This window comes from Micromonospora wenchangensis, from assembly GCF_002210435.1.
Lineage (GTDB): Bacteria > Actinomycetota > Actinomycetes > Mycobacteriales > Micromonosporaceae > Micromonospora > Micromonospora wenchangensis.
In genome coordinates, this window is the sequence record NZ_MZMV01000045.1 from 16,712 (window position 1) to 37,654 (window position 20,943).

The 20,943-nt window shown below is 73.0% G+C and carries 20 protein-coding genes; 15 read left to right on the forward strand and 5 right to left on the reverse strand.

Annotated features, from left to right (window positions below):
• Positions 1–99: 99 nt before the first annotated feature.
• The 11 genes from B5D80_RS23205 (at position 100) to B5D80_RS23255 (ending at position 12,869) form a co-directional block, all read left to right on the forward strand.
• A complete protein-coding gene (locus tag B5D80_RS23205; RefSeq protein WP_088646044.1) occupies positions 100–333 on the forward strand; it encodes an Lrp/AsnC ligand binding domain-containing protein in 234 nt (77 codons plus the stop codon).
• Positions 334–963, forward strand: a complete 630-nt coding sequence (locus B5D80_RS23210) for a DUF3515 family protein (RefSeq protein ID WP_088646045.1) — start codon at positions 334–336, stop codon at positions 961–963. It begins immediately after the preceding gene.
• Positions 964–1,020: 57 nt separating this feature from the next.
• Complete coding sequence (locus B5D80_RS23215; RefSeq protein ID WP_088646046.1) at positions 1,021–1,590, forward strand: MFS transporter; 570 nt, start codon at positions 1,021–1,023, stop codon at positions 1,588–1,590.
• A gap of 954 nt (positions 1,591–2,544) precedes the next feature.
• Positions 2,545–4,680, forward strand: a complete 2,136-nt coding sequence (locus B5D80_RS33460; protein ID WP_158224230.1) for an Agd3-related carbohydrate-binding protein — start codon at positions 2,545–2,547, stop codon at positions 4,678–4,680.
• A gap of 42 nt (positions 4,681–4,722) precedes the next feature.
• Positions 4,723–6,564 carry a GT4 family glycosyltransferase PelF gene (gene pelF / locus B5D80_RS23225; RefSeq protein ID WP_088646047.1) on the forward strand — a complete coding sequence of 614 codons (1,842 nt, stop codon included), beginning with the start codon at positions 4,723–4,725 and terminating at the stop codon, positions 6,562–6,564.
• A complete protein-coding gene (locus B5D80_RS23230; RefSeq protein WP_088646048.1) occupies positions 6,564–8,081 on the forward strand; it encodes a hypothetical protein in 1,518 nt (505 codons plus the stop codon). The genes pelF and B5D80_RS23230 overlap by 1 nt, the downstream gene beginning before the upstream one ends.
• A 37-nt stretch (positions 8,082–8,118) precedes the next feature.
• Positions 8,119–8,922, forward strand: a complete 804-nt coding sequence (locus B5D80_RS23235) for a nucleotidyltransferase family protein (protein ID WP_281253494.1) — start codon at positions 8,119–8,121, stop codon at positions 8,920–8,922.
• On the forward strand, positions 8,919–9,812 hold the full coding sequence (locus tag B5D80_RS23240; protein ID WP_088646050.1) for an NAD-dependent epimerase/dehydratase family protein: 894 nt from the start codon (positions 8,919–8,921) through the stop codon (positions 9,810–9,812). Before B5D80_RS23235 ends, B5D80_RS23240 begins: the two co-directional genes overlap by 4 nt.
• A gap of 53 nt (positions 9,813–9,865) precedes the next feature.
• The gene (locus B5D80_RS23245) at positions 9,866–11,215 is read left to right on the forward strand and encodes a nucleotide sugar dehydrogenase (protein ID WP_245854915.1); all 1,350 of its coding nucleotides are present in this window, start codon (positions 9,866–9,868) and stop codon (positions 11,213–11,215) included.
• Entirely contained in the window at positions 11,212–12,177 is a 966-nt protein-coding gene (locus B5D80_RS23250) for an NAD-dependent epimerase/dehydratase family protein (RefSeq protein ID WP_088646051.1), read from the forward strand. Before B5D80_RS23245 ends, B5D80_RS23250 begins: the two co-directional genes overlap by 4 nt.
• Positions 12,177–12,869, forward strand: coding sequence for a hypothetical protein (locus B5D80_RS23255; RefSeq protein WP_228543478.1), 693 nt, complete (start codon positions 12,177–12,179; stop codon positions 12,867–12,869). The genes B5D80_RS23250 and B5D80_RS23255 overlap by 1 nt, the downstream gene beginning before the upstream one ends.
• A gap of 157 nt (positions 12,870–13,026) precedes the next feature.
• On the opposite strand, the gene B5D80_RS23260 is transcribed toward B5D80_RS23255, so the two are convergent.
• Positions 13,027–13,653, reverse strand: a complete 627-nt coding sequence (locus tag B5D80_RS23260) for a TetR/AcrR family transcriptional regulator (RefSeq protein WP_245854916.1) — start codon at positions 13,651–13,653, stop codon at positions 13,027–13,029.
• A gap of 106 nt (positions 13,654–13,759) precedes the next feature.
• Between B5D80_RS23260 and B5D80_RS23265 the strand changes: the two genes are divergently transcribed.
• Positions 13,760–14,782: a hypothetical protein gene (locus tag B5D80_RS23265; RefSeq protein WP_088646053.1), complete on the forward strand. Its 1,023-nt coding sequence runs from the start codon at positions 13,760–13,762 to the stop codon at positions 14,780–14,782.
• 72 nt (positions 14,783–14,854) lie between these two features.
• Here the strand turns inward: B5D80_RS23265 and B5D80_RS23270 are convergent, their stop codons facing one another.
• On the reverse strand, positions 14,855–15,451 hold the full coding sequence (locus tag B5D80_RS23270) for a TetR/AcrR family transcriptional regulator (RefSeq protein ID WP_088646054.1): 597 nt from the start codon (positions 15,449–15,451) through the stop codon (positions 14,855–14,857).
• A gap of 144 nt (positions 15,452–15,595) precedes the next feature.
• On the opposite strand from B5D80_RS23270, the gene B5D80_RS23275 reads away from it, so the two are divergent.
• Complete coding sequence (locus B5D80_RS23275) at positions 15,596–16,615, forward strand: aldo/keto reductase (protein WP_088646055.1); 1,020 nt, start codon at positions 15,596–15,598, stop codon at positions 16,613–16,615.
• 57 nt (positions 16,616–16,672) lie between these two features.
• The gene (locus tag B5D80_RS23280; RefSeq protein WP_211291620.1) at positions 16,673–17,518 is read left to right on the forward strand and encodes an LLM class flavin-dependent oxidoreductase; all 846 of its coding nucleotides are present in this window, start codon (positions 16,673–16,675) and stop codon (positions 17,516–17,518) included.
• Positions 17,519–17,624: 106 nt separating this feature from the next.
• On the opposite strand, the gene B5D80_RS23285 is transcribed toward B5D80_RS23280, so the two are convergent.
• Both B5D80_RS23285 and B5D80_RS23290 read right to left on the reverse strand, forming a co-directional pair.
• A complete protein-coding gene (locus B5D80_RS23285) occupies positions 17,625–18,065 on the reverse strand; it encodes a VOC family protein (protein WP_088646056.1) in 441 nt (146 codons plus the stop codon).
• Positions 18,066–18,150: 85 nt separating this feature from the next.
• Complete coding sequence (locus tag B5D80_RS23290; RefSeq protein WP_088646057.1) at positions 18,151–18,366, reverse strand: hypothetical protein; 216 nt, start codon at positions 18,364–18,366, stop codon at positions 18,151–18,153.
• 171 nt (positions 18,367–18,537) lie between these two features.
• On the opposite strand from B5D80_RS23290, the gene B5D80_RS23295 reads away from it, so the two are divergent.
• The gene (locus B5D80_RS23295) at positions 18,538–19,947 is read left to right on the forward strand and encodes an alpha/beta fold hydrolase (RefSeq protein WP_088646058.1); all 1,410 of its coding nucleotides are present in this window, start codon (positions 18,538–18,540) and stop codon (positions 19,945–19,947) included.
• A 50-nt stretch (positions 19,948–19,997) separates the two neighbouring features.
• Here B5D80_RS23295 and B5D80_RS23300 read toward each other — a convergent pair whose 3' ends face one another.
• A complete protein-coding gene (locus B5D80_RS23300) occupies positions 19,998–20,897 on the reverse strand; it encodes an oxidoreductase (protein WP_088646059.1) in 900 nt (299 codons plus the stop codon).
• Between the last annotated feature and the right edge of the window lie 46 nt (positions 20,898–20,943).

The window sequence follows — 20,943 nt, forward strand, 5'->3', positions numbered from 1 at the left end:
TAGCTGCTTACCCGCGACCACCGCTAGGGATCACGCCTGCTCCGTAGGGTATTTTCACCCTTCGGGCCGCCCCGGGCGGCGACGGACGGAGGTCGAGTCGTGGTACAGGCGTACATCCTCATCCAGACCGAGGTGGGCCGGGCGCGGGACGTGGCCGGTCTGATCGCGGATCTTGCCGGCGTGGTACGCGTCGACGCCGTCACCGGGCCGTACGACGTGGTCGTCCTCACCGAGGCGAACACCGTCGACGAACTCGGCAAACTGATCGTCAGCAACGTGCAGATGGTGCCCGGCATCACCCGCACCCTCACGTGTTCGGTGGTGCGCCTGTAAGTGGACGAGAAGACCTCCTCCCCCGAGACCCCGACCGACGTCGCGCCCGCCGCCGCCCGGCCGGCGGTGGACCGGTCGACCCGGCGGGCCGCGCTGTGGGCCACCCTGGTCGCCGTGCCGGTGACGGTGGCCGTGGCGGGGTTCACCCTCGCCAAGCTCTCCCCGGATGCGCCGGTCGCCGCGCCGGACCCGTCGCCGACCAGCGCCGGACCGGTGTCCAGCGCCCCGGTCGAGATGCCCGCCCCGGCGCTTGCCGAACGGCCCGGTGTGGTGTGCCGGGCGCTGGTGTCGCAACTGCCGGCCACCGTGCGGGACCTCGGCCAGCGGCCGGTGACCGCCGGTGCCGAGCAGAACGCCGCCTACGGTGACCCGGCGTTGACCGTGGCCTGCGGTGGCGCCGAGCCGACCGTGGACGCCACCGCCGACGTGTGGACCGTCAACCGGGTCTGCTGGTACGCCGACGAGCGGTCGGACGCCACCGTGCTCACCACGCTCGACCGGGAGACCGCCGTCACGGTGACGGTGCCCCGGGCGTACGAGGGGGCGTTGCAGTGGCTCACACCGATCTCCGACGCGGTGGTCGCCTCCGTGCCGTCGGGCGGCGACAGCCCGGCCGGCTGCCGGGGCTGAGCCGGGGCCGGCCACCCGCCCGCTCTCTCGTTCCTCCTCGTCACCGTCGTCCTGGACATGCTCGGGCTCGGGCTGATCGTGCCGGCCCTGCTGACCGCCGTCACCGGGGATGCCGCCGCCGTCCACCAGTCGACCTGGACGTTCTTTCTCACCCACCAGTTCGCTTGGGGCACCGCGCGGATCGGCACCGTGCTCGCGGCGGGGGCGCTCGCCGGGGCGCTCTTCCAGGCCGGAGCAGTCGGGCCGGTGGTGCGTCGGCTCGGGGACAAGCGGGCCGCGGTGGTCGGCGGTCTGCTCGGCGTCGTCGCGCTGGCGGGTACGGCGTTCGTGACGGTGCCCTGGTCGCTCCACCTGCTCCAGGCGGTCGGCGTCCTCGCCGCGACGGGGGGAGCCGCCACTCAGTCGTGGCTCTCCCGGCTGGTCCGCCCCGACGAGCAGGGCACGGTACAGGGGGCGCTCACCTCGATCGGGGCCGCTGCCGAAACGATGGTGCCGCTCGCGGCCGGCGTGGTGTTCGCCTGGTCGCTGGCGAACGCGGCACCGGGCCTGGTCTTCGTCGGCGCGGCCGTCTTCGCGGCCGGTTCGACGCTCCTGCTGGCCACCACCCCCGACCTGCGGCAGCCCTGACGCCACCCGACCGGCGGTGCGGGAAAACTGCGCGACCGGTGCCGCCGGACCGGCCGCCCGATGCGTCGGGTGCGGACTCGGCCTGCCGTTCCATCAGATCGTGCCGACCGACTCCGGCGGCGCACGTCCACTCCTGCATTTGCATACCGTGGAAGTTCCACGAAACCGATCGGGGTAGCAAAACGATTTGGCCCTACACGCGTTGATAGATGGGACAGTGGGCGGCTTCCATTAGCTGGGAATGGGCAACTCCTGACGCTGGGAACCGCTTCTGCCGGAACTGGCTGATTCGACGGTCAGCGCTGCGGTATTCGCCATTTCCGGACGGGTTCACCCGCCGGCCCGGTCGCGGAAAGTCAACATTCTCCACGATGTGCCGTCGATCAAGCGATTGCCCGACAAAAGGCGCAGGCAACCTCCGGCGGCACACGCCCCGAACGCCCTCTACCTGGGGAAACGTCGACCGTGGCCCGCTCCTTCGCGGCCCGGCCGCAGCGCCGCGGCCGGCACCGGCCGAAGGTATGGCCAGGCAATCGGCTGATCGGCGGGGCAGCATGGACTGATCGGCCACTCTTGCCGCACCCCAATAGGCGCAGCCGGAGCGAATGGCCGATGCGCGCGACGTTCCGCACCCGGCCGCCGACCACATTCTGGTCACCATCGGCTACGGCGGTGTGAAGTGAACGTGAATGAGGTGTTTCGATCACCTCGGAAAAGAGCACGTCAGCGCACCTGACACCGACCGGCAACATCACCAAGATCAGCGCAAAGCGCGTTACCGGAAGGCGGCTCCGTACGCGCGGCACTAACACCCGACCCCGCTTGCGTCAATGCTCCACATACGACAGGATCATGCGCGGAATCCGCACGAACAATTGCTAGCCTTCGATGGCAACCCCGCCGTCCATACAGGATCGGCGGCATTGTTCACATCTCCTCATCGGAGGTCACCACATGGTCCACACCGGACCTACGCGTCGTCGCGCGAACCGATTCGCCCTCGCCGGGCTGACCGCACTCACGGTCCTGCTCGGTACCCAGACCCCGGGCCTCGCCCAGCCGCCGGCCGCGCCGGGCACGCTGGCCCAGCCGCCGAGCGCGCCCGGCCTCGGCCAGGTCGCCGCCACGAAGGAGGCCCGTCCCGGCCCCCTGCCGACCCGGGCCGGCACCGTCAAGGTCGCCCCGTCCTCGTCGAGCGCCCGCAGCGGCGGCGTGGGCACCCAGGCGATCAACGACAAGGTCGCGCTGAAGGCGCTGATCCTGGCCACCGACCCGGCGGACTTCGGCGTGGCCACCCTCACCACCACCCTCAACCGGGTCGGCGCGAGCTACGACATCCTGTACACCACCACCCAGACGATCTCGGCGAGCACGCTCGTCGACGGCAACGGGGTGGGCAAGTACAACGCGGTCCTGCTCACCAACAGCATGCAGCTCTACGAGTCGGGCGGTAACTACCTCAGCGGCCTGACCAGCACGGAGTGGAACACCCTGTGGGCCTACGAGCGCAACTTCGAGGTGCGCCAGGTCGCCCTCTACACCAGCTACGGCACCTGGCCGGAGGACTACTGCCTCAACTCCGCAGGTGAGGGCGCGGTCGGTGAGACCCCGCTGCCCGTCTCGCTGACCAGCAGCGGCGCGGCCGTCTTCGACTACCTCAACAGCTCCGCCCAGATCCCGATCACCCAGTCGTACGTCTACCGCACCTCGATCCGGTCCGGCTGTAACGCCCAGGCCCTGATGACCAACGGCTCCGACGTGCTGGCGGTGAGCACCACCTCGACCGACGGCCGGGAGCGGATCGCGCTGACCTTCACCGCGAACCAGTACCTCCTCCACGCCGACCTGCTGGTCTACGGCCTGTTCCGGTGGGCGACCAAGGGCCTGTTCCTCGGTGAGCAGAAGCACCACCTCAACGTCGACATCGACGACTGGTTCGCCGCCTCGGCCCACTACATGGAGGACGGCACCGTCGACTACAGCCCCAACCTCCACCTCACCGGGCACGACGCGGTCAACCTCGACGCCAAGCAGACGGCGCTGCGCACCGCGCACCCGCTGGCGTCGGGCTTCACCTTCAACATCCCCTACAACGGTGCCCAGATCGACCCGTTCGCGGGCAGCACGTGCAGCCCGAACGGGGACGCCAACACCCTCACCGCCACCTCGAAGTGCCTGAAGAACAACTTCCGGTGGATCAACCACACGCTCACCCACCCCGCGCTGAACAGCACGGACTACGCCACCACCCACGACGAGATCACCGAGAACCAGGCCGCCGGCAACGCCATCGGGCTCAACCCGCCGGCCACCGTGCTCAAGACCCCCGAGTACTCCGGCCTCGGCGTCTACAACAACGCCAGCGGCGTGCTCACCGACTACGGCCTCACCGCGTCCAACCCGGACCTGATCGAGGCGGCCGGTGACCTCGGCATCACCACGCTGGCCGGCAACATGTCGTTCGCCAGCCACGTGCCGGCGAACTTCAACGGTTCGACCGCGCACCCGCTGGACCCGAGCATCGTGGTCGTGCCGTGCTGGCCGACGAACATCGCCTACCACACCACCAACCAGGCGGAGGAGGCGCACTTCTACAACTCCTTCTACGGCCCGAACGGCCTCTTCCCGTACTGGCCCACCGACCGCACCTACGCCCAGGTCCTCGACTACGAGTCGACTGTCGGGTTGCAGCACGTGTCGTCCGGCTCGATCTACTCGCACACCTTCCACATCGCCAACGTGCGTGACTACGGCTCGGGCAACAGCCTGCTCACCGACTGGGTCGGCGCGGTGCTGACCAAGTACGACTCGCTCTACTCGGTGCCGCTGCTGAACTCGGCGTGGACCGACATCGCCGCCTACACCCGGACCCGCACGGCCCACTTCGCGGCGCTGACCGCCGGGGCGTCGGCGGTCTACGACCGGACCACCGGGGAGATCACGGTGACCTCACCGGCCGCCGGGACGCTGCAACTCGGTGGCGTGACCGCGGCCACCACCGGCGCCGGCACCTACGGCACCGACGTCACCGTGCCGGTGACGCTGGCGGCGAACACCGCCGTGACGTTCAACGCCGCTCCCCGCGCGTAGCGCGGGACGGCTCAGACAAGCACAGAGAAACGGGGGAAACCGGTGCGGATCGCGCTGGTCTCGGAGGGCACCTACCCGTACGCGATGGGTGGGGTGAGCATCTGGTGCGAACAGCTCATCCGGGGAATGCCGGACTACCGGTGGGAGGTCGTGGCGCTCACCGTGGACGGCACCGAGGAGCCGGTGTTCGACCGGCCGGCCAACCTCGACCGTGTGCACTCGATCCCGTTGTGGGGCGGCGGGCCGACCGGCCGCCGCCCCCGGCGGGGCGTGCTGGTCCCCTCCGGGCGGCCCGGCACCGAGTTCATGCAGTCCTACGAGGTGTTCCTGCGGGCGCTGGTCACCCCGTTGGAGTCGACCCGTTCCCAGGCCGGGGCGGTCAACCGGAGCACCTTCCTGCTGGCCCTGCGCGGCATGTTCGAGTACGCCGCCGCCGGCGGCGACCTGGGCGCGGCCCTGCTGTCCAACGAGGCGCTGCGGATGATGCTGGAGGCCTGGCACACGCTGCGGGTCGAGGAGACCGGGCCCGCCCCCACCGTCGCCGACGCGCTGGAGGCGGCCTGGCTCATCTCGCACATGCTGCGGCCGTTGAGCGCGCCGCCGGTACGCGCCGACATCGTGCACTCGTCGATGAACGGTCTCGCCACGCTCGTCGGGATGGCGGCCACCTGGACGTACGGCACCCCGCTGGTGCTCTCGGAACACGGTATCTACCTGCGCGAACGCTACATCTCCTACCTGCACGACGACGCGCCGCACCCGGTCCGGGTGCTAGTGCTGAGCTTCTTCCGCTCGCTCGCCGGTGCGGCCTACCTGATCACCGGCGCGCTCGCCCCGCACTCGCAGTACAACCGGCGTTGGCAGCTGCACAACGGCGCCGACCCCGAGCGGATGTGGACGATGTACAACGGCGTCGACCCGGACGAGTTCCCGCCCGCGGCCGGCGAGCCGGACGTGCCGACCATCTCGTTCATGGGCCGGATCGACCCGCTGAAGGACCTGCACACCCTGATCCGGGCGTTCGCGCTGGTACGGGCCGAGATCCCCGAGGCCCGGCTGCGCATCTTCGGCGGTACGCCGGCCGCCAACAAGGTCTACCACGAGAGCTGCGAGGCGCTGATCGACGAACTCGGGCTGACCGGGCACGCGGTCCTGGAGGGCCGGGTCGGCAGCGCCGTCGAGGCGTACCACGCGGGCAGTCTGGTGGCGCTGACCAGCATCTCCGAGGGCTTCCCCTACACGGTGGTGGAGGCGATGGCGTGCGGCCGGCCGACCGTGTGCACCAACGTCGGCGGGGTCGCCGAGGCGGTCGGTGACACCGGTTTCGTCGTCGCGCCGCGCGACGTCGCCGCGATCGCCGCCGCCTGCGTCAGGATGCTCAACGACCGGGAGCTGCGGCTGCGGCTGGGGGCGACCGCCCGGGAACGGGTGCTGGAGCGGTTCACCCTGCAACGGTCGTTGCAGGCGTACCGCGACATCTACGAGCGGCTGGCCGCGCCGCGCGGGGCGTCGCCCGCGCCGAAGCACCTGCGCGGTCAGGCCCAGGGCTTCGTCCGGGTGCCGAACCGGCCGACCCGACCCGGGGTGGCGTCCGTCACCGCCCGCCCCGCCGCCACGCCCACGGTCCGGCCCGAGGTGGCCCCCGTCGCCCCGACGCCGGCCGCCGTCCGGCCCGAGCCGACGCCCGCCGCCGTCCGGCCCGAGGTGTCGCCGCTGGCCGGGCGGGTGCCCCGCCAGCGCGGGCCCGAGCAGTACTCGGCGGCGGCGTACCGGACCCGCCACGACCCGAACTCGGCCGCGCCGGAGCTGCCGCAGCCGGCCGGGCCGGAACCGGACGACGACGAGACGACGATCGCCATCATGCGTACCACCGGTGGTCGCTGATGACCGAGGCCACCGACCCGGACGTCACCGATCCGTTGTTCCGCCCCGTCGCCACGATGACCACCGAGCCGGGGCCGTCCGAGAGCCCCGAGCGCACCATCCTGCTGCCCCGGATCTCCACCGACCCGGTGGACGACCTGGTCGAGCGGGTCCGGCCCCGGTTGACCCGCGCGGTGGACGCGTTGCAGGTCGCCGCCGCCCTGGAGGCGGACGGGCACACCGACCGGGCCGCCCAGGTCGAGTACGGCTACCGCGACGTCTTCGTCCTCGCCTCCGAGGTGTTCCGGCGGTTGGGGCCGGTCCCGGCCGTCGAGGAACAGCCGGCCACCACGCCGGGGACCGGCCGCGACCGGCGGGGCGACCTGCGGACGATCTCCCACGGCCTGCTGTACGTGCTGCCGAGCGCCGCGTTCCCCGCCGTGCTGTCGGTGGTGGGACGGTCGGGGCTGGTGGCCGGGATGATCCTCGCCGGCACGGTCGGCTGGGTCTGGTCGGGCGTGGTCGCCTACGCGGCGTTCCGCCTGCTCGGCCTGGGCCGGGCCCGCTCGGCCAGCCGGGTGCTGCGGATCGCCGCGCTGACCGCCGTGCTGCTCGGCCTGGTCACCGGTGCCCTGATGCTGCCGTACGGCGGGCTGCCGCTGGCCGCGATGATGGTCTGCCAACTGGCCTACCAACTGGCCAGCACGCTGCTGATCTTCTACCGGCGGGAGGGGTGGCTGGCCGCCGCGCTGGTCCCGGCCGTCCTCGCCAGCGGGGTGTTCCTGGTCGCGGGCGGGGTGACGGCCCGGCGCTGGGCGGTGGGCGCGGCGGCCCTCGGCGTGCTGGCCGCGTTCACCGCCGGGCTCTGGGCCACCCGGTCCGCCGCCCGGTCGGCCGAGCCGGCCCCCCGCGACCCGCTCTGGCCGGCGCGGCCCGCCCTGCTCGGCGTCGCCGGGTACGGGCTCTGCTCGGCGACGCTGCTCTTCCACGCGCAGGCGCCCTACCTGCTGGGCCAGTGGGACGTCGCGGCGTCGGCGGTGCCGCTGATCCTGTCCATGGGGTTCGTCGAGTGGCGGACCAGCCGGTTCTGGGCCAGCGGGGTCGCCCTGTCCCGGCGGGCCCGGTTCCCGCACGCCTTCGTCGTCGGGATCTGGCGCACCATCGGCCGGGAGGTCGCGTGCTGCCTCGCGGTGCCTGCGGTGTTCGGGGTGCTGCTGCTCGTCGCGCTCGGCCGGGCCGGCGTGCTGTCCACCGCCGGGGTGGTGATGACGGCCGCCCACGTCGCGCTCGCCGGGGCGTACTACCTGGCGTTCCTGCTGGCCGGTCAGGGCCGGTACGGCTGGCTGTGCCTGTCGATGACGGTCGTGGTCGTGCTGCACGTCGGCGGGGGCGCGCTGCTCGGCGTCGCCCCGCTGCTCGGGCAGGGTGGCGACGCGCTCACCGACACCTCGCTGTACCTGGTCAGCGTGCTGCTGCTCCAGGCGCTGTTCGCGCTCGGTCTGGTTCCGGTGATCGGGCAGGTTCGGCACTACCGATAGTCCACTTGAGACCTATGGGGAGGTCCGGTTGCACGCGGTGATCCTTGCCGGTGGCAAAGGGGTGCGGCTCCGGCCGTACACGACGACGCTGCCGAAGCCCCTGATGCCGATCGGGGACAGCCACTCGATCCTGCAGATCGTGCTCGACCAGCTCGCCTCGCGGGGGTTCACCTCGGTGACCCTGGCGATCAACCATCTCGGCCCGCTGATCCGGGCGTTCGTGGGCGACGGCAACCGGTGGGGGCTGGCCATCGACTACGTCGAGGAGGACCGGCCGCTGTCCACGGTCGGCCCGCTGTTCGGCCTCAAGGACCGGCTGCCCGACGAGTTCCTGGTGATGAACGGGGACGTCCTCACCGACCTGGACTACGGCGACCTGCTGCGCAGCCACCAGCGCTCCGGGGCCGGCCTGACCCTGGCGACCTCGGAACGGGTGCACCGGATCGACTTCGGCGTGCTCGACGTGGACGCCGGCCGGGTCGTCGGGTTCCGGGAGAAGCCGGCGCTGCGCTACCCGGTCAGCATGGGCGTCTACGGGATGTCCCGGCGGACCCTGGAGCCCTACCCGGCCGGGTTGGCCCTCGGCTTCGACCAGCTCGTGCTGGACCTGCTCGCGGGCGGCGACCCGCCGATGACGTACCCGTTCGACGGGTTCTGGCTGGACATCGGGCGACCGGAGGACTACGACGAGGCGAACCGGTCGTTCCACCAGCTCAAACCGATCCTGTTGCCGGCCGGGCCGACCCCGGTGGAGGTGGCCGTCGGCGACCCGGTGGGGGCCGTCGGCGAGCCGCTGGCCGCCGACCTGACGGGCGTGGTGGGCGCCGGGGAGCTGACGTGACCCGGGTGCTGCTGTTCGGGGCGTCCGGGTTCATCGGGGGGCACGCCCGCGACGCGCTGACGGCGGACCCCCGGGTGACCGAGGTGGTCTGCCCGGGGCGGACCACCCACGACCTGCTCGACGGCACGCCGGACGCGCTGGCCGGGTTGCTGCGGGAGGTCGCCCCGGACGCGGTGGTCAACTGCGTGGGCGCGCTCACCGGTTCCGCCGGGCAACTGGTCACGGCGAACACCCTGGTCGCGGCGAAACTGCTGGAGGCGACCGCCGCCGCGGCGCCACGGGCCCGGCTGGTCCGGCTCGGCTCGGCCGGCGAGTACGGGCCGGTGCCGGACCGGGTCCCGGTCACCGAGGACTCCCCCGCCCGGCCGGTCAGCGCGTACGGCGTCAGCCACCTGGCCGGCACCCGGCTGTTCCAGCTCGCCGGGGAGGCCGGCGAGGTCGACGCGGTCTCGCTGCGGGTGTTCAACCCGATCGGCCCCGGCATGTCGCAGGAGAACCTGCTCGGTCGGGCGGCGGCCCGGCTGCGGGCCGCCCTGGACGACGGGGCCGCCGAGATCACCCTGGGGCCGCTGTCGGCGTACCGGGACTTCGTCGACGTGCGGGACCTCGCCGCGCTGGTCGTCGCGGCGGTCCTCGCGCCGACGCTGCGGTACCGGGTCGTCAACGCCGGCAGCGGCCGGGCCGTCACCGCCCGGGAGGCGGTCGGCCTGCTGGCCGACGCGGCGGGTTACCGGGGCCGGGTCCGCGAGGCCGGGGCCGGGCCGCAGCGCTCGCAGGCGGTCGACTGGATCCAGGCCGACATCGGCCGGGCCGCCGAGCTGGGCTGGTCGCCGGTGCGTGACCTGGCCACCTCCGTCAAGGACATCTGGGCCGCCGGCGAGGCGCGGTGAGCCGGGCGGACCGCTCCCCCCTTCACGACACACCGCACACGAGAGGACAGCAGATGAGCATGAAGATCGGGGTCGTGGGCCTGGGCTACGTGGGGCTCACCCTCACCGCCGCCCTCGCCGACAAGGGCTTCACGGTGTACGGCGCCGACGTGTCACCGGCGGTGCTGGACGCGCTGTCACACGGCCGGCCGCACATCTTCGAGCCGGGCATCGAGGACGTCTTCGCCGCCCACCTCGGTACGCGCATCCACGTCGCCGCCGACCTGCCTAAGGACACCGTCGACGTGGCGGTGATCAGCGTGTCGACGCCGGTGGACAACATGACCCACCGGCCCAACCTGGCGAACCTGGCCGCCGCAGCCCGGGTGGTGGCGGCGAGCTGCCGGCCGGACACCCTGGTGGTGGTCCGCAGCACGGTGCCGGTGGGCACCAGCCGTCGGGTGGTGCTGCCGGAGCTCCAGGCCGCCTGGGGCGAGCGGGTGAGGCTGGTGATGGCCCCGGAGCGCACCATCCAGGGGCAGGCGCTGCGGGAACTGGTGGAGCTGCCGCAGGTGATCGGCGGCCTGGACGACGACAGCCTGGTCGCCGCGACCGGGTTCTTCAACGGGCTGGTCCGCACTATCGTCCCGGTCTCCAGCCTGGAGGCCGCCGAGTTGGTGAAGCTGTCCAACAACTGCCACACCGACCTGATCTACGCGTTCGGCAACGAGATCGCGCTGGTCGCCGAGCGGCACGGCCTCGACCCGCTGGAGGTGATCCGGGCGGCCAACGTCGACTACCCGCGCCCCGATCTCGCCAAGCCCGGGTACGTGGGCGGCGGCTGCCTCTCCAAGGACCCGTACATCATGATCGACAGTGCGGGTGACCGCCGGCCGTTCCTCGTCGGCAAGGCCCGCCAGCTCAACGAGTACCTGCCGATCCACGTCGGCGAGACGGTGGTCCGGATGCTCGTCGAGGCGCGCGGGCGCAGCCTCGGCGCCCGGCTGGCGGTGCTCGGGTGGGCGTACAAGGGCTGGCCGGCGACCGACGACATGCGCGGCACGCCGATCGAGCCGATGATGCGGGTGTTCTCCGCCGCCGGGGTCACCGTCCTCGGTCACGACCCGATGGTCACCGACGACGTGATCCGCCAGTACGGCGGCGAACCGGTCAGCCTGGACAAGGCGTTCACCGAGGCGGACGCCGTCCTGATCATCAACGACCACCCGGACTACCGGGCGTTGCGGGTGCCGGAGGTGCTCGGCGCGACGCCACCGGCGTTCGTCTACGACTCGTGGCGGGTGCTCGACGCGGACGCGGTGCTGGCCGCCGGGGTCCGCTACGCCGGGCTCGGCTACCTGCCGCCCGCCCCCGCCGGGGCGGCCGGCGCGGACGCGGCGACCGTCGGGGCGGTGTCGGCATGAGGGCGCTGCTGCTCGGCGGGGCCGGCTTCATCGGCCTGCACCTGGCCCGCCGGCTCGTCGCCGACGGGCACCGGGTGACGATCGTGGACGACTTCTCCCGGGGCCGCGACGACGCCGACCTCGACCGGCTGCGCGCCGACCCGGCCGTGCAGGTGGTCTCCGGGGATCTGACCAGCCCGGACACCTGGGCGGCGCTGCCGACCGGCTGGGACCAGGTCTACCTGCTCGCCGCCGTCGTCGGGGTGCGCAACGTGGAGCAGGACCCGGCCCGGGTGATCCGGGTCAACACCCTGTCGGCGCTGCACCTGCTCGACTGGGTGGCACCGGGCGAGCGGGTCTTCTTCGCCTCCACCAGCGAGGTCTACGCCGGGGGCGTGACCGCCGGGGTGGTGCCGGTGCCGACCGACGAGACCGTGCCGCCGATGATCTCCGACATCGCCGCGCCACGGTTCGCGTACGCGGCCAGCAAGCTGCTCGGCGAGGCCGCCTTCCTGCACACGGCGCGGGCCCGGGGCTTCGAGACCGTGGTGGGCCGGTTCCACAACGTGTACGGCCCCCGGATGGGCGCCGACCACGTCATCCCGGAGATGTCGCTGCGCGCCCTGCGCGGGGCCGACCCGTTCCCCGTCCCGGGGGCCGACCAGTTCCGGGCGTTCTGCCACGTCGACGACGCGGTCGAGGCGATGCTGCGGCTGATGGCGACGCCGGCCGCCGCCGGGCAGATCGTGCACATCGGCAACGACCGCGAGGAGACCAACATCGGCGACCTGGCGAAGCTGGTGCTGCGGGTGGCCGGGGTCAGCCCCGCCATCGCACCCGGGAACGCGCCGCCGGGATCGGTCGCCCGCCGCTGCCCGGACCTGTCCCGGCTGCGCGAGCTGACCGGCTACGAGCCGGCCGTCAGCCTGGAGGAGGGGGTCCGCAGCACGTTCGCCTGGTACCGGGAACACGGGTGGACGTGATGAGCCGCCGCCCCATCTGCTTCTACTACGGCGACGGCCGCCTGCCCGAACTGACCCGCTACGTACGGGTGGTGCTGCAACCGGACTTCTACCGTCCGGCCGAGCTGCGCTACCTCGCGGCGCAGGACGTGCAGACCCTCGGCTACCTGTCGTTGTCGGAGGACCAGGGGCCGCCCGCGCCCTGGCAGCGGCAGGAGCGCAACCCGGACTGGGGCGGCGCGTTCGTCCACGTCGACCATCCGCTGTGGGTGTCGCACGTGGTGGGGCAGGCGAAGCAGGCGATCGCGCAGGGGTTCGCCGGGTTGTTCCTGGACACGCTCAACGTCGAGCTGACCTTCCCGGAGGACGTGCCGCACCTGCTCACCCTGGTCGCCGCGATCCGGGAGGAGGCGGAGCCGGCGTACCTGCTGGCGAACCGGGGTTTCGGCATGCTGCCCCGGCTGGCCGAGATCGTCGACGGGATCGTCTTCGAGTCGTTCTCGGCCCGGTGGACCGACCAGGGTTACGCGCCGTGGCCGCCCGACGTGCTGGAGTTCCACGCCCAGATCGCCGAGCAGCTGCTCCAGTTGGAGCTGGACCTGTACAGCCTCGACTATGCCGACAGTCAGGGCCTGACCGATTTCGCCGAGCGCCGGGCCCGGCAGTTCGGGCTCCAGTCCTCGGTCAGCGACCGCGCCCTGTCGCGTACCTGACCGCCTCACCCGGGGCGTACGCCTCACCGGGTCGGGACCGCTACGGTCCCGTCCCGCCCCGGGCCCCCGCTCCCGCCGGGCGGGACCGGACCGCGCGTCGGCACCACGCGCGTCCGGCTCCCACCCGGCGGGGGCGGGGGTCCACCGCAGCGGTGGGTCAGGACGCGGCGGCGTCGAGCGCCGGGGCCAGCGGCAGCAGCGCCGCCCGGACGAAGTCCGGCAGCGGCGCGGGCGGCACCACGAAACCGGCCATCGACGGCACCTCGCCCGTGCCGTGCAGCCACTGCCGCAGCGCCACCCGGGCCGCCGCGCCGACCGCGGCGGCGAGCACCCGGGCGGCCAGTGGTCCGACGCCGGGACAGCGGGTGGTGACCGCCCCGGCCAGGGGTTCCTCGAACGTGGTGACGGCCTCGACGTAGCAGTCGCGCAGCGTGGGGCTGGCGGCGATCATCAGCAGCGCGGCGGGCGGCTGGTCGCCGGGGTCGGCGTAGAGGCCCACGACGGCCTCGACGACCGCGTCGGCGAGGCCGACCCCGGCCGGCCGGGCGAGCACCGCCGCCGCGACTCCGGCCGCGCGGTCGGCGGCGACCCCGGCGACGATGGCCTGCTCCCGGCTCGGGAAGTAGTTGTTGTAGGTCCGGGTCGAGACGCCTGCCGCCTGGGCGATCTCCTCGACGCGGACGTTGTCCGGCCCCCGTTCCAGCGCGAGGCGCAGCGCCGCCGCCTGTAGGGCCTCCCGGGTGGCCCGCTTCTTCCGTTCCCGCAGCGTCGGTGGATCGGTCACGGCGTCACTGTCGCACACACGGTACGTGCACGCAAAATTGCGTGCACGCAAAAATATGCTACGGTCCCTCCGAACTCCGGCAGCACCACGACCGAAAGGGACCGACATGCGCGCCAAAGGCATGGCCTACGACACCGGCTTCGTCACCGACGGCGTCAACTCGGTGCCGCACTGGGACCCCGAGGTGGTCCGGCGGGAGCTGGCCATCATCCGAGACGACCTGCACTGCACCGCCGTCCACCTGGTCGGCGGTGATCCCGGGCGGCTGGAGTCCGCCGCCCGGATCGCCGCCGGGCTCGGCCTGGAGGTCTGGTTCTCGCCGTACCCCCTGGAGCTGGAACCGGACCTGATCCGCGCCCTGTTCCTCGACTGCGCCGAGCGGGCCGAGCGGCTCCGCGCGGCGGGAGCCGAGATCGTGTTCGTCACCGGCGCCGAGCTGAGCATCATGAACCGCGGGTTCATCGAGGGGGACCGCCTCGCGGACCGCCTCGACCACCTGCTGACCGACCCGAACGGCCGGGCCGAGCGCATCGCCGGGGTCCGCACCCGCCTCGATGCGTTCCTGCGCGCCACCGTGGCGGCGGTCCGCGAACGCTTCCACGGGAGGGTCACCTACGCCGCGATCCCGTTCGAGGGCGTCGACTGGGACCTGTTCGACGTGGTGACCGTCGAACTGATCCGCTCCGCCGAGGTCGCCGACCAGTTCCGCGACGGCGTACGCCGGCTCGTCGACCAGCCCAAGCCGGTCGCCGTCACCGGCTTCGGCACCGCGACCTGGCGCGGCGCGGGCGACGTCGCGCCGCGCAGCATGGAGATCATCGAGTACGGCCCGAGCGGCAGACCCCATCGGCTGGACGGGGTGTACGAGCGCGACGAGCCCGGCCAGGCCGCGTACCTGAGCGAACTGCTCGACATCTTCGACAGCGAGGGCGTCGACAGTGCCTTCGTCCACCTGTTCGCGCTGCCCAGCCTCCCGCACCGACCGGACGGCGACCCGCGCGACGACCTCGACCTCGCCAGCCCCGGGATCGTCAAGGTGCTCGACGGGCGCACCGGTGAGACGTACCCCGGCCTGCCCTGGGAACCGAAGGCCGCGTTCGCCGCGGTCGCCGCGCACTACGCGCGCTGATCCGCCCCCGCCCGGCCTGGCCGGCGGACGACGTCGACGTCGGGGCGACGCCCGGCCACCGGGCGTCGCCCCTCAGCGCAGCCGCAGCCCCGCGACGAGGAGCCCGACCATCCGGCGGGCGTCGTAGTAGGGGGCGCGGCCGGCGCAGAGGTTGCCGACGGCGAACAGCAGCTCCCGGGGATCGGTGCCGGGGCGGATCTCGCCGGCCGCGGCGGCGGCGTCGAGCAGGCGGGCGCACGCGGGGACGAGGCGGTCGAGGAAGTACCCGTGCAGCGTCTCGAAGGCGGCGGTGTCCGAGCTCATCGCCCCGGCGAGGCCGTGCTTGGTGACCAGGAAGTCGACGAACCGGTCGATCCAGGCGGTCAGGGCGGCGTGCGGCGTGACGCTGTCGGCGAGCAGGGCCGGCGCGGCCTCGGCGCACGCCTGCACCTGGTGCCGGTAGACCCCGACGATCAGGTCGGCCCGGGTCGGGAAGTGGCGGTAGATGGTGCCGACGCCGACGCCGGCCCGCGCGGCGATGTCGCGTACCGGCACGTCGACACCGGCGTCGAGGAAGGCCGCGGCGGCCGCCTCCAGCAGGGCCGCCTCGTTACGCCGGGCGTCGGCCCGCTTCCGGGGCGCGTCGGCGCGCCCGCCCGGGGTGGGTGACCCCGCTCCGCCGTCGACCACCGCGCCGTCACCTCCGGACTCCTTGGCAAACGGAACAGCGTTCCGTATAGTTCAGAGCGGAACACGGTTCCGCTTGAACCATGATGCCAGAGCCGGACGGCCGGCGGCCAGCCGCGCCCCCGTCACCCCGTGGAGGAAACCCTCATGCAGTACCGCACCCTCGGCCGCACCGGCGTCCAGGTCAGCACCCTCGTGCTCGGCGCGATGAACTTCGGCGCCATCGGCCGCACCGGCCAGGCCGAGGCCACCGCGATCATCGACGCCGCCCTGGAGGGCGGGATCAATCTGATCGACACCGCCGACCGGTACAGCCAGGGCGAGTCGGAGGAACTGGTCGGCCGGGCCATCGCCGGCCGCCGCGACGACATCGTGCTGGCCACCAAGGCGGCCCTGCCGATGGGCGACGAACGCAACCACCGGGGCACCTCCCGTCGCTGGCTGCACACCGCCCTCGACGGCAGCCTGCGCCGGCTCGGCGTCGACCACGTCGACCTCTACCAGGTCCACCGCTGGGACCCGACGACCAGCGACGAGGAGACGCTGTCCGCGCTCACCGACCTCCAGCGGGCCGGCAAGATCCGCTACTTCGGCTGCTCGACGTTCCCCGCGTACCGGCTCGTGCAGGCCGAGTGGGCCGCCCGGGAACACCACCTGGGCCGGTACGTCACCGAGCAGCCCAGCTACTCGATCCTGCAACGCGGCATCGAGACCCATGTCCTGCCCGTCACCGCGCAGTACGGCCTGGGCGTGCTCGCCTGGAGCCCGCTCGCCTCGGGGTGGCTGTCGGGCGCGGTCCGGGCGGGCCGGGAGATCACCACCCACCGCGCCGACGTCCTGCCCGGCCGCTTCGACCTCACCGTCGCCGCCAACCGGGCCCGGCTCGACGCCGTCGAGCAGCTCGCCAAGGTCGCCGAGGAGGCCGGGCTCACCCTGATCCAGCTCGCGCTCGGCTTCGTCACCGCGCACCCCGCCGTGACCAGCGCGATCATCGGCCCCCGCACGCCGGAGCACCTGCGCAGCCAACTCGCCGCCGCCGACACCGTGCTCACCGCCGACGTGCTCGACGCCATCGACGCCATCGTCGCCCCCGGCGTCGACCTGGCCCCCGACGAGAAGTACGACACCCCGCCGGCCCTGCTCGACCCGGCGCTGCGCCGCCGCTGAGCGCCGGATCAGGAAGGACGGAAAGTGCCGCACCCCGCCCCCATCCGCTTCGGGATCATGACCGCACCGATGCAGGTCCATTACCACGACGTGCTGCGGGTCTGGCTCGAGGCGGACGACATCCCCGAGATCGCGCACGCCTGGCTCTTCGACCACCTGATGCCGATCGGCGGCGACCCGGACGGGCCGACGTACGAGGGCTGGACGCTGCTCTCGGCCCTCGCCGCCCGGACCCGCCGGTTGCGCCTCGGCCTGCTGGTCACCAGCAACCGGTTCCGGCCCCCGGCGATGCTCGCCAAGATCGCCACGACCGTCGACATCGTCTCCGGCGGACGACTCGACTTCGGCATCGGCGCCGGCTCCCGCCCCGGTCATCCGGCGGCCCGCCGCGAGTACACCGCGCACGGCCTGCCCTACCACGACTTCACCCACTCGGTGCAGAGCCTCGCCGAGGCGTGCACGGTCATCAGGCGGCTGTGGACCGAGGACGCGCCGTTCGACTTCCACGGCGAACACGTGCGGTTGACCGGGGCCTACGGTAATCCGAAGCCGGTACAGCGGCCGTACCCGCCGATAGTCGTCGGCGGACGCTCGTCGGCCCTGCTGCGGGTCGTCGCCGAGCACGCCGACGTGTGGAACGTCCCCGGCGGTGGGGACATCGGAGACCTGGCCGCCCGCAGCGCACTGCTGGACGGCTACTGCGCCGAGATCGGCCGGGATCCCGCCTCGATCACCCGCTCGATCCACCTGCCGGTCTCCTACGACCGGCCCGAGGAGACCCGGGCCGCGATCCGCGCGGCGACCGCCGCCGGCTTCGGGCACGTGATCCTGGGGTTGACGCCGCCCTATCCGGCCGGCGTCGCCCGGTGGACCACCGACGAACTCATCACCCGGTCGGTGTAGCCGGGACGAAGCCCCCGGTTCCCGCGCATCCGGCTCAGCCAGCCCGGGCGTCCGCCCACCACCGGCCACCCGGCGGTGGCCCGGGCGCGTCCGGGCCGGACCGACGTCAGCTCACGCAGAACACGTTGCCCTCCGGGTCGTGCATGGTGACGTAGTAGTAGAGGTCCGCCGGGTCGTCGCCCCGGGTCCGGCGCTGCACGGTCGCGCCCGCCGCGACCAGTTCGGCCACCTTCGCCTCGACGATCTCGATCCGCCGCGCCTGGGGCAGGGCATCGTCCCGCCCGGTGGGATAGAGGTCCAGGTGGAGGCGGTTCTTCCCGGCGTGTTCCCGCGGCACCCGCTGGAACCACAGCGGCGGACGCAGCCCCGCCGGGTCGAACAGCCGGTCCTCGAACGCCGCCGCCCCACCCAACCGGCCACGGAAGTGCGCGTTCCAGGTGGTCGCCGGCTCGGCCGGCGGTGTCGGCCGGTAGCCCAACGCCTGAGCCCAGAACCGGGCCAGCAGGGCCGGGTCGTTCGCGTCGATCGTCAGCTGCCAGAACACCATGGCCCCACCCTAACCGCGCGGCGTCCGACGCCCCGGGGCGCGACCGACGGCGACCGGTCGCGGCGGCGCTGACGTCGCCGCGCGGTCACCGGGTCGACGCCACCGCTCCCGACCGGCCGGCCCGCCCGGAGCGCTTGAGCAGCACCGCGCCCCCGGCGACGAGGACGACACCCAGGACCATCCCGACGACGTTGCCCTGGGTCAGCGAGGCGAGCGCCCCCAGCACGCCCACCACGACCAGCAGTACACCGAGAACCCGCATGAGCAGACCACCGACGGTCTTCGTCTGTCCGTTCGCCATACCAGCCCTGTTCCCCGGTCACACCGTCCACAAACGACCGGTGGCGGACCCGTCACCCCGTCGAGGTGGTCGGAGCGCAACCTCAGGGACGAAATCCGGGTTCTTCCGCATGGGGCTCGGGTAGGCCGGGCGTCCAGGGTGGAAGGGTAGCCGCAGCCCGGGAGGTCCGCCGTGTTCCGTCGTACCGTGACCGTCGTCGTCGCCGTGTCCACCGTCCTCGCCGGTCTCCCGGCGGTGGCCCAGGCGCGTCCCGGGCCACCGCCGGGCCTGAGCTGGGGTGGGTGTCCCGACGATCTGCCCGACGTACCACCCGACCCGCGCGTGCGGTGCGCCCCGCTGCGCCTGCCGGTGGACTGGGCCAGGCCGGACGGGCGCACGTTCACGCTCGTCGTGGCCCGTCGGACCGCCCGGGTGCCGGAGCAGCGGGTGGGCACGCTGGTGTTCGGGCCGGGCGGCCCCGGGGACTCGGGGGTGGAACGCATCCGCCGGGGGGACCGGTTCAGCGACGAGCTGCTGGACCGGTTCGACCTGGTCAGCTTCGATCCGCGTACGGTGGCCCGCAGCGCCGCCCCGGTCTGCACTCCCGACCCGCAGCTGCGCAGGCCGCCCGTCGTGCTGACCGGCCAGGCCGATTTCGACGCCACGGTGGCCTACAACCGGGCGCTGTGGAACCGGTGCCGCCCGACCAGCCCGGTGTTCGCGTACGCCGACACGCTCAGCACGGTGCACGACCTGGAGGCGCTGCGACGTGCGCTGGGTGAGCGGCGGCTTACCTTCCACGGCAGCTCGTACGGCACGCTGCTGGGTCAGCAGTACGCCGAGCGGTATCCCGACCGGGTCCGGGCCGTGGTGCTGGAGGGCGTGTTCGACCACAGCCTGGACGTGCGGTCCTTCGCCCGTACCCAGGCGGCGGCGCTCCAGGACGCCTTCGACGAATTCGTGGCCTGGTGCGACAGCTCGCCCGGGTGCGTGCTGCACGGCCGGGACGTCCGGGCGGTCTGGGCCGCGGTGCTGGCCCGCGCCGACAACGACGGGTACGCCCCGCGCACCGCATTCGACGTCACCGCCGTGGCCCTCGGGATGCTCGCCGGCCCCCGCTTCCCGCAGCTTGCCGAGGCCGTCCGGGACATGGCCGCCGGGATGCCGCCGCCCGAGGTGAGACTCCCGGTGGCCGTGGCGGTCTTCTGCGCGGACTGGCCGGCCACCGTCCGCGACCACCACGAGTACGCGGCCCTGGTCCGGGCAGCCAGGGCCGTCGCACCGGACGTCCGCTACGGTGCCGGCCTGCTGGCCGTGCACACCTGTCTGGGCTGGCAGTCCCCGGTCCGGAATCCACCGCACGAGATACGGGTGCACACCCGCACGCCGTTGCTGCTGCTCAACGCCAGACACGATCCCCGCACCGGCTACGCCTGGGCCACCCACGTCGCCCGACAGCTGGGCCGGCACGGACGCCTGGTCACCTACGAGGGCTCGGGCCACGGCACCTACCTGCGCGACGCGTGCACGGTCGCCGTGGTCGACAGGTACCTCGTCGACCTGACCCTGCCCGGTGCCGACGCCCGCTGCCCCGCAGGGTGAACCGTCCCGTCAGCGACCCACCGGGGCCGGCCGGTGCCGTCGGCGGTCACCTACCGGGCGGGCTGGGCGGCCAGCGGGAAGGTGACGCCGGTCAGCTCCTCGGAGACCGTCCACAGCCGACGGGCGACGGCGCCGTCGCGGGCCTTCTTCGAGCGGCCGACGAGCTTGGGCGCGCCACGCCCTTCGAAGAGGCCGTCCGGCCCGGCGTAGCTGCCGCCCGGCACGTCGGCGACCGCCGCGTAGAGGGTGGGCGACGCGCCGTCGGCCTCGCTCTGCGCGAACCGGTTGACCACCGCCGTCTGGAGCCGGTTCCACCGGGAGCGGTCGTCGAGGTGCCCGAGCAGGTTGGTGGCGGCCAGGCCGGGGTGGGCGGCGGTCGCCAGCACCGGCGAGCCGGCCTCGGTGAGCCGGCGGTGCAGTTCCGCGGTGAACAGCAGGTTCGCCAGCTTGGACTGGGCGTACGCGGGGAACGCCCGGTAGGGGCGGCGCTCCCAGTTCAGGTCGGCGAAGTCGATCTTTCCGGCCCGGTGCGCGGAGGAGGCGACGGTGACCACCCGCCCCCGGACCTGCGGCAGCAGCAGGTTGGTGAGCGCGAAGTGCCCGAGGTGGTTGGTGCCGAACTGGAGCTCGAACCCGTCGGCGGTACGGGTGGGCGGCGGGATCATCACGCCGGCGTTGTTGATCAGCAGGTCGATCGGCCCGGTCCAGCCCTCGGCGAAGGCGCGGACGGAGGCGAGGTCGGCCAGGTCGAGCCGGCGCACCTCGACGTCGCCGGTCATGCCCGCAGCGGCGGCGGCACCCTTGGCGGGGTCGCGGACGGCGAGCACGACCCGGGCGCCCCGGCCGGCGAGCGCCGTCGCGGCGAACCGGCCGATGCCGCTGTTCGCGCCGGTCACGATGACGGTACGGCCGGTCAGGGCGGGGATCTGGGCGGTCGTGAATGTTGTCATGGGAAACAATGTATACGGCGACAACAATGTCGGCAACGACGACATT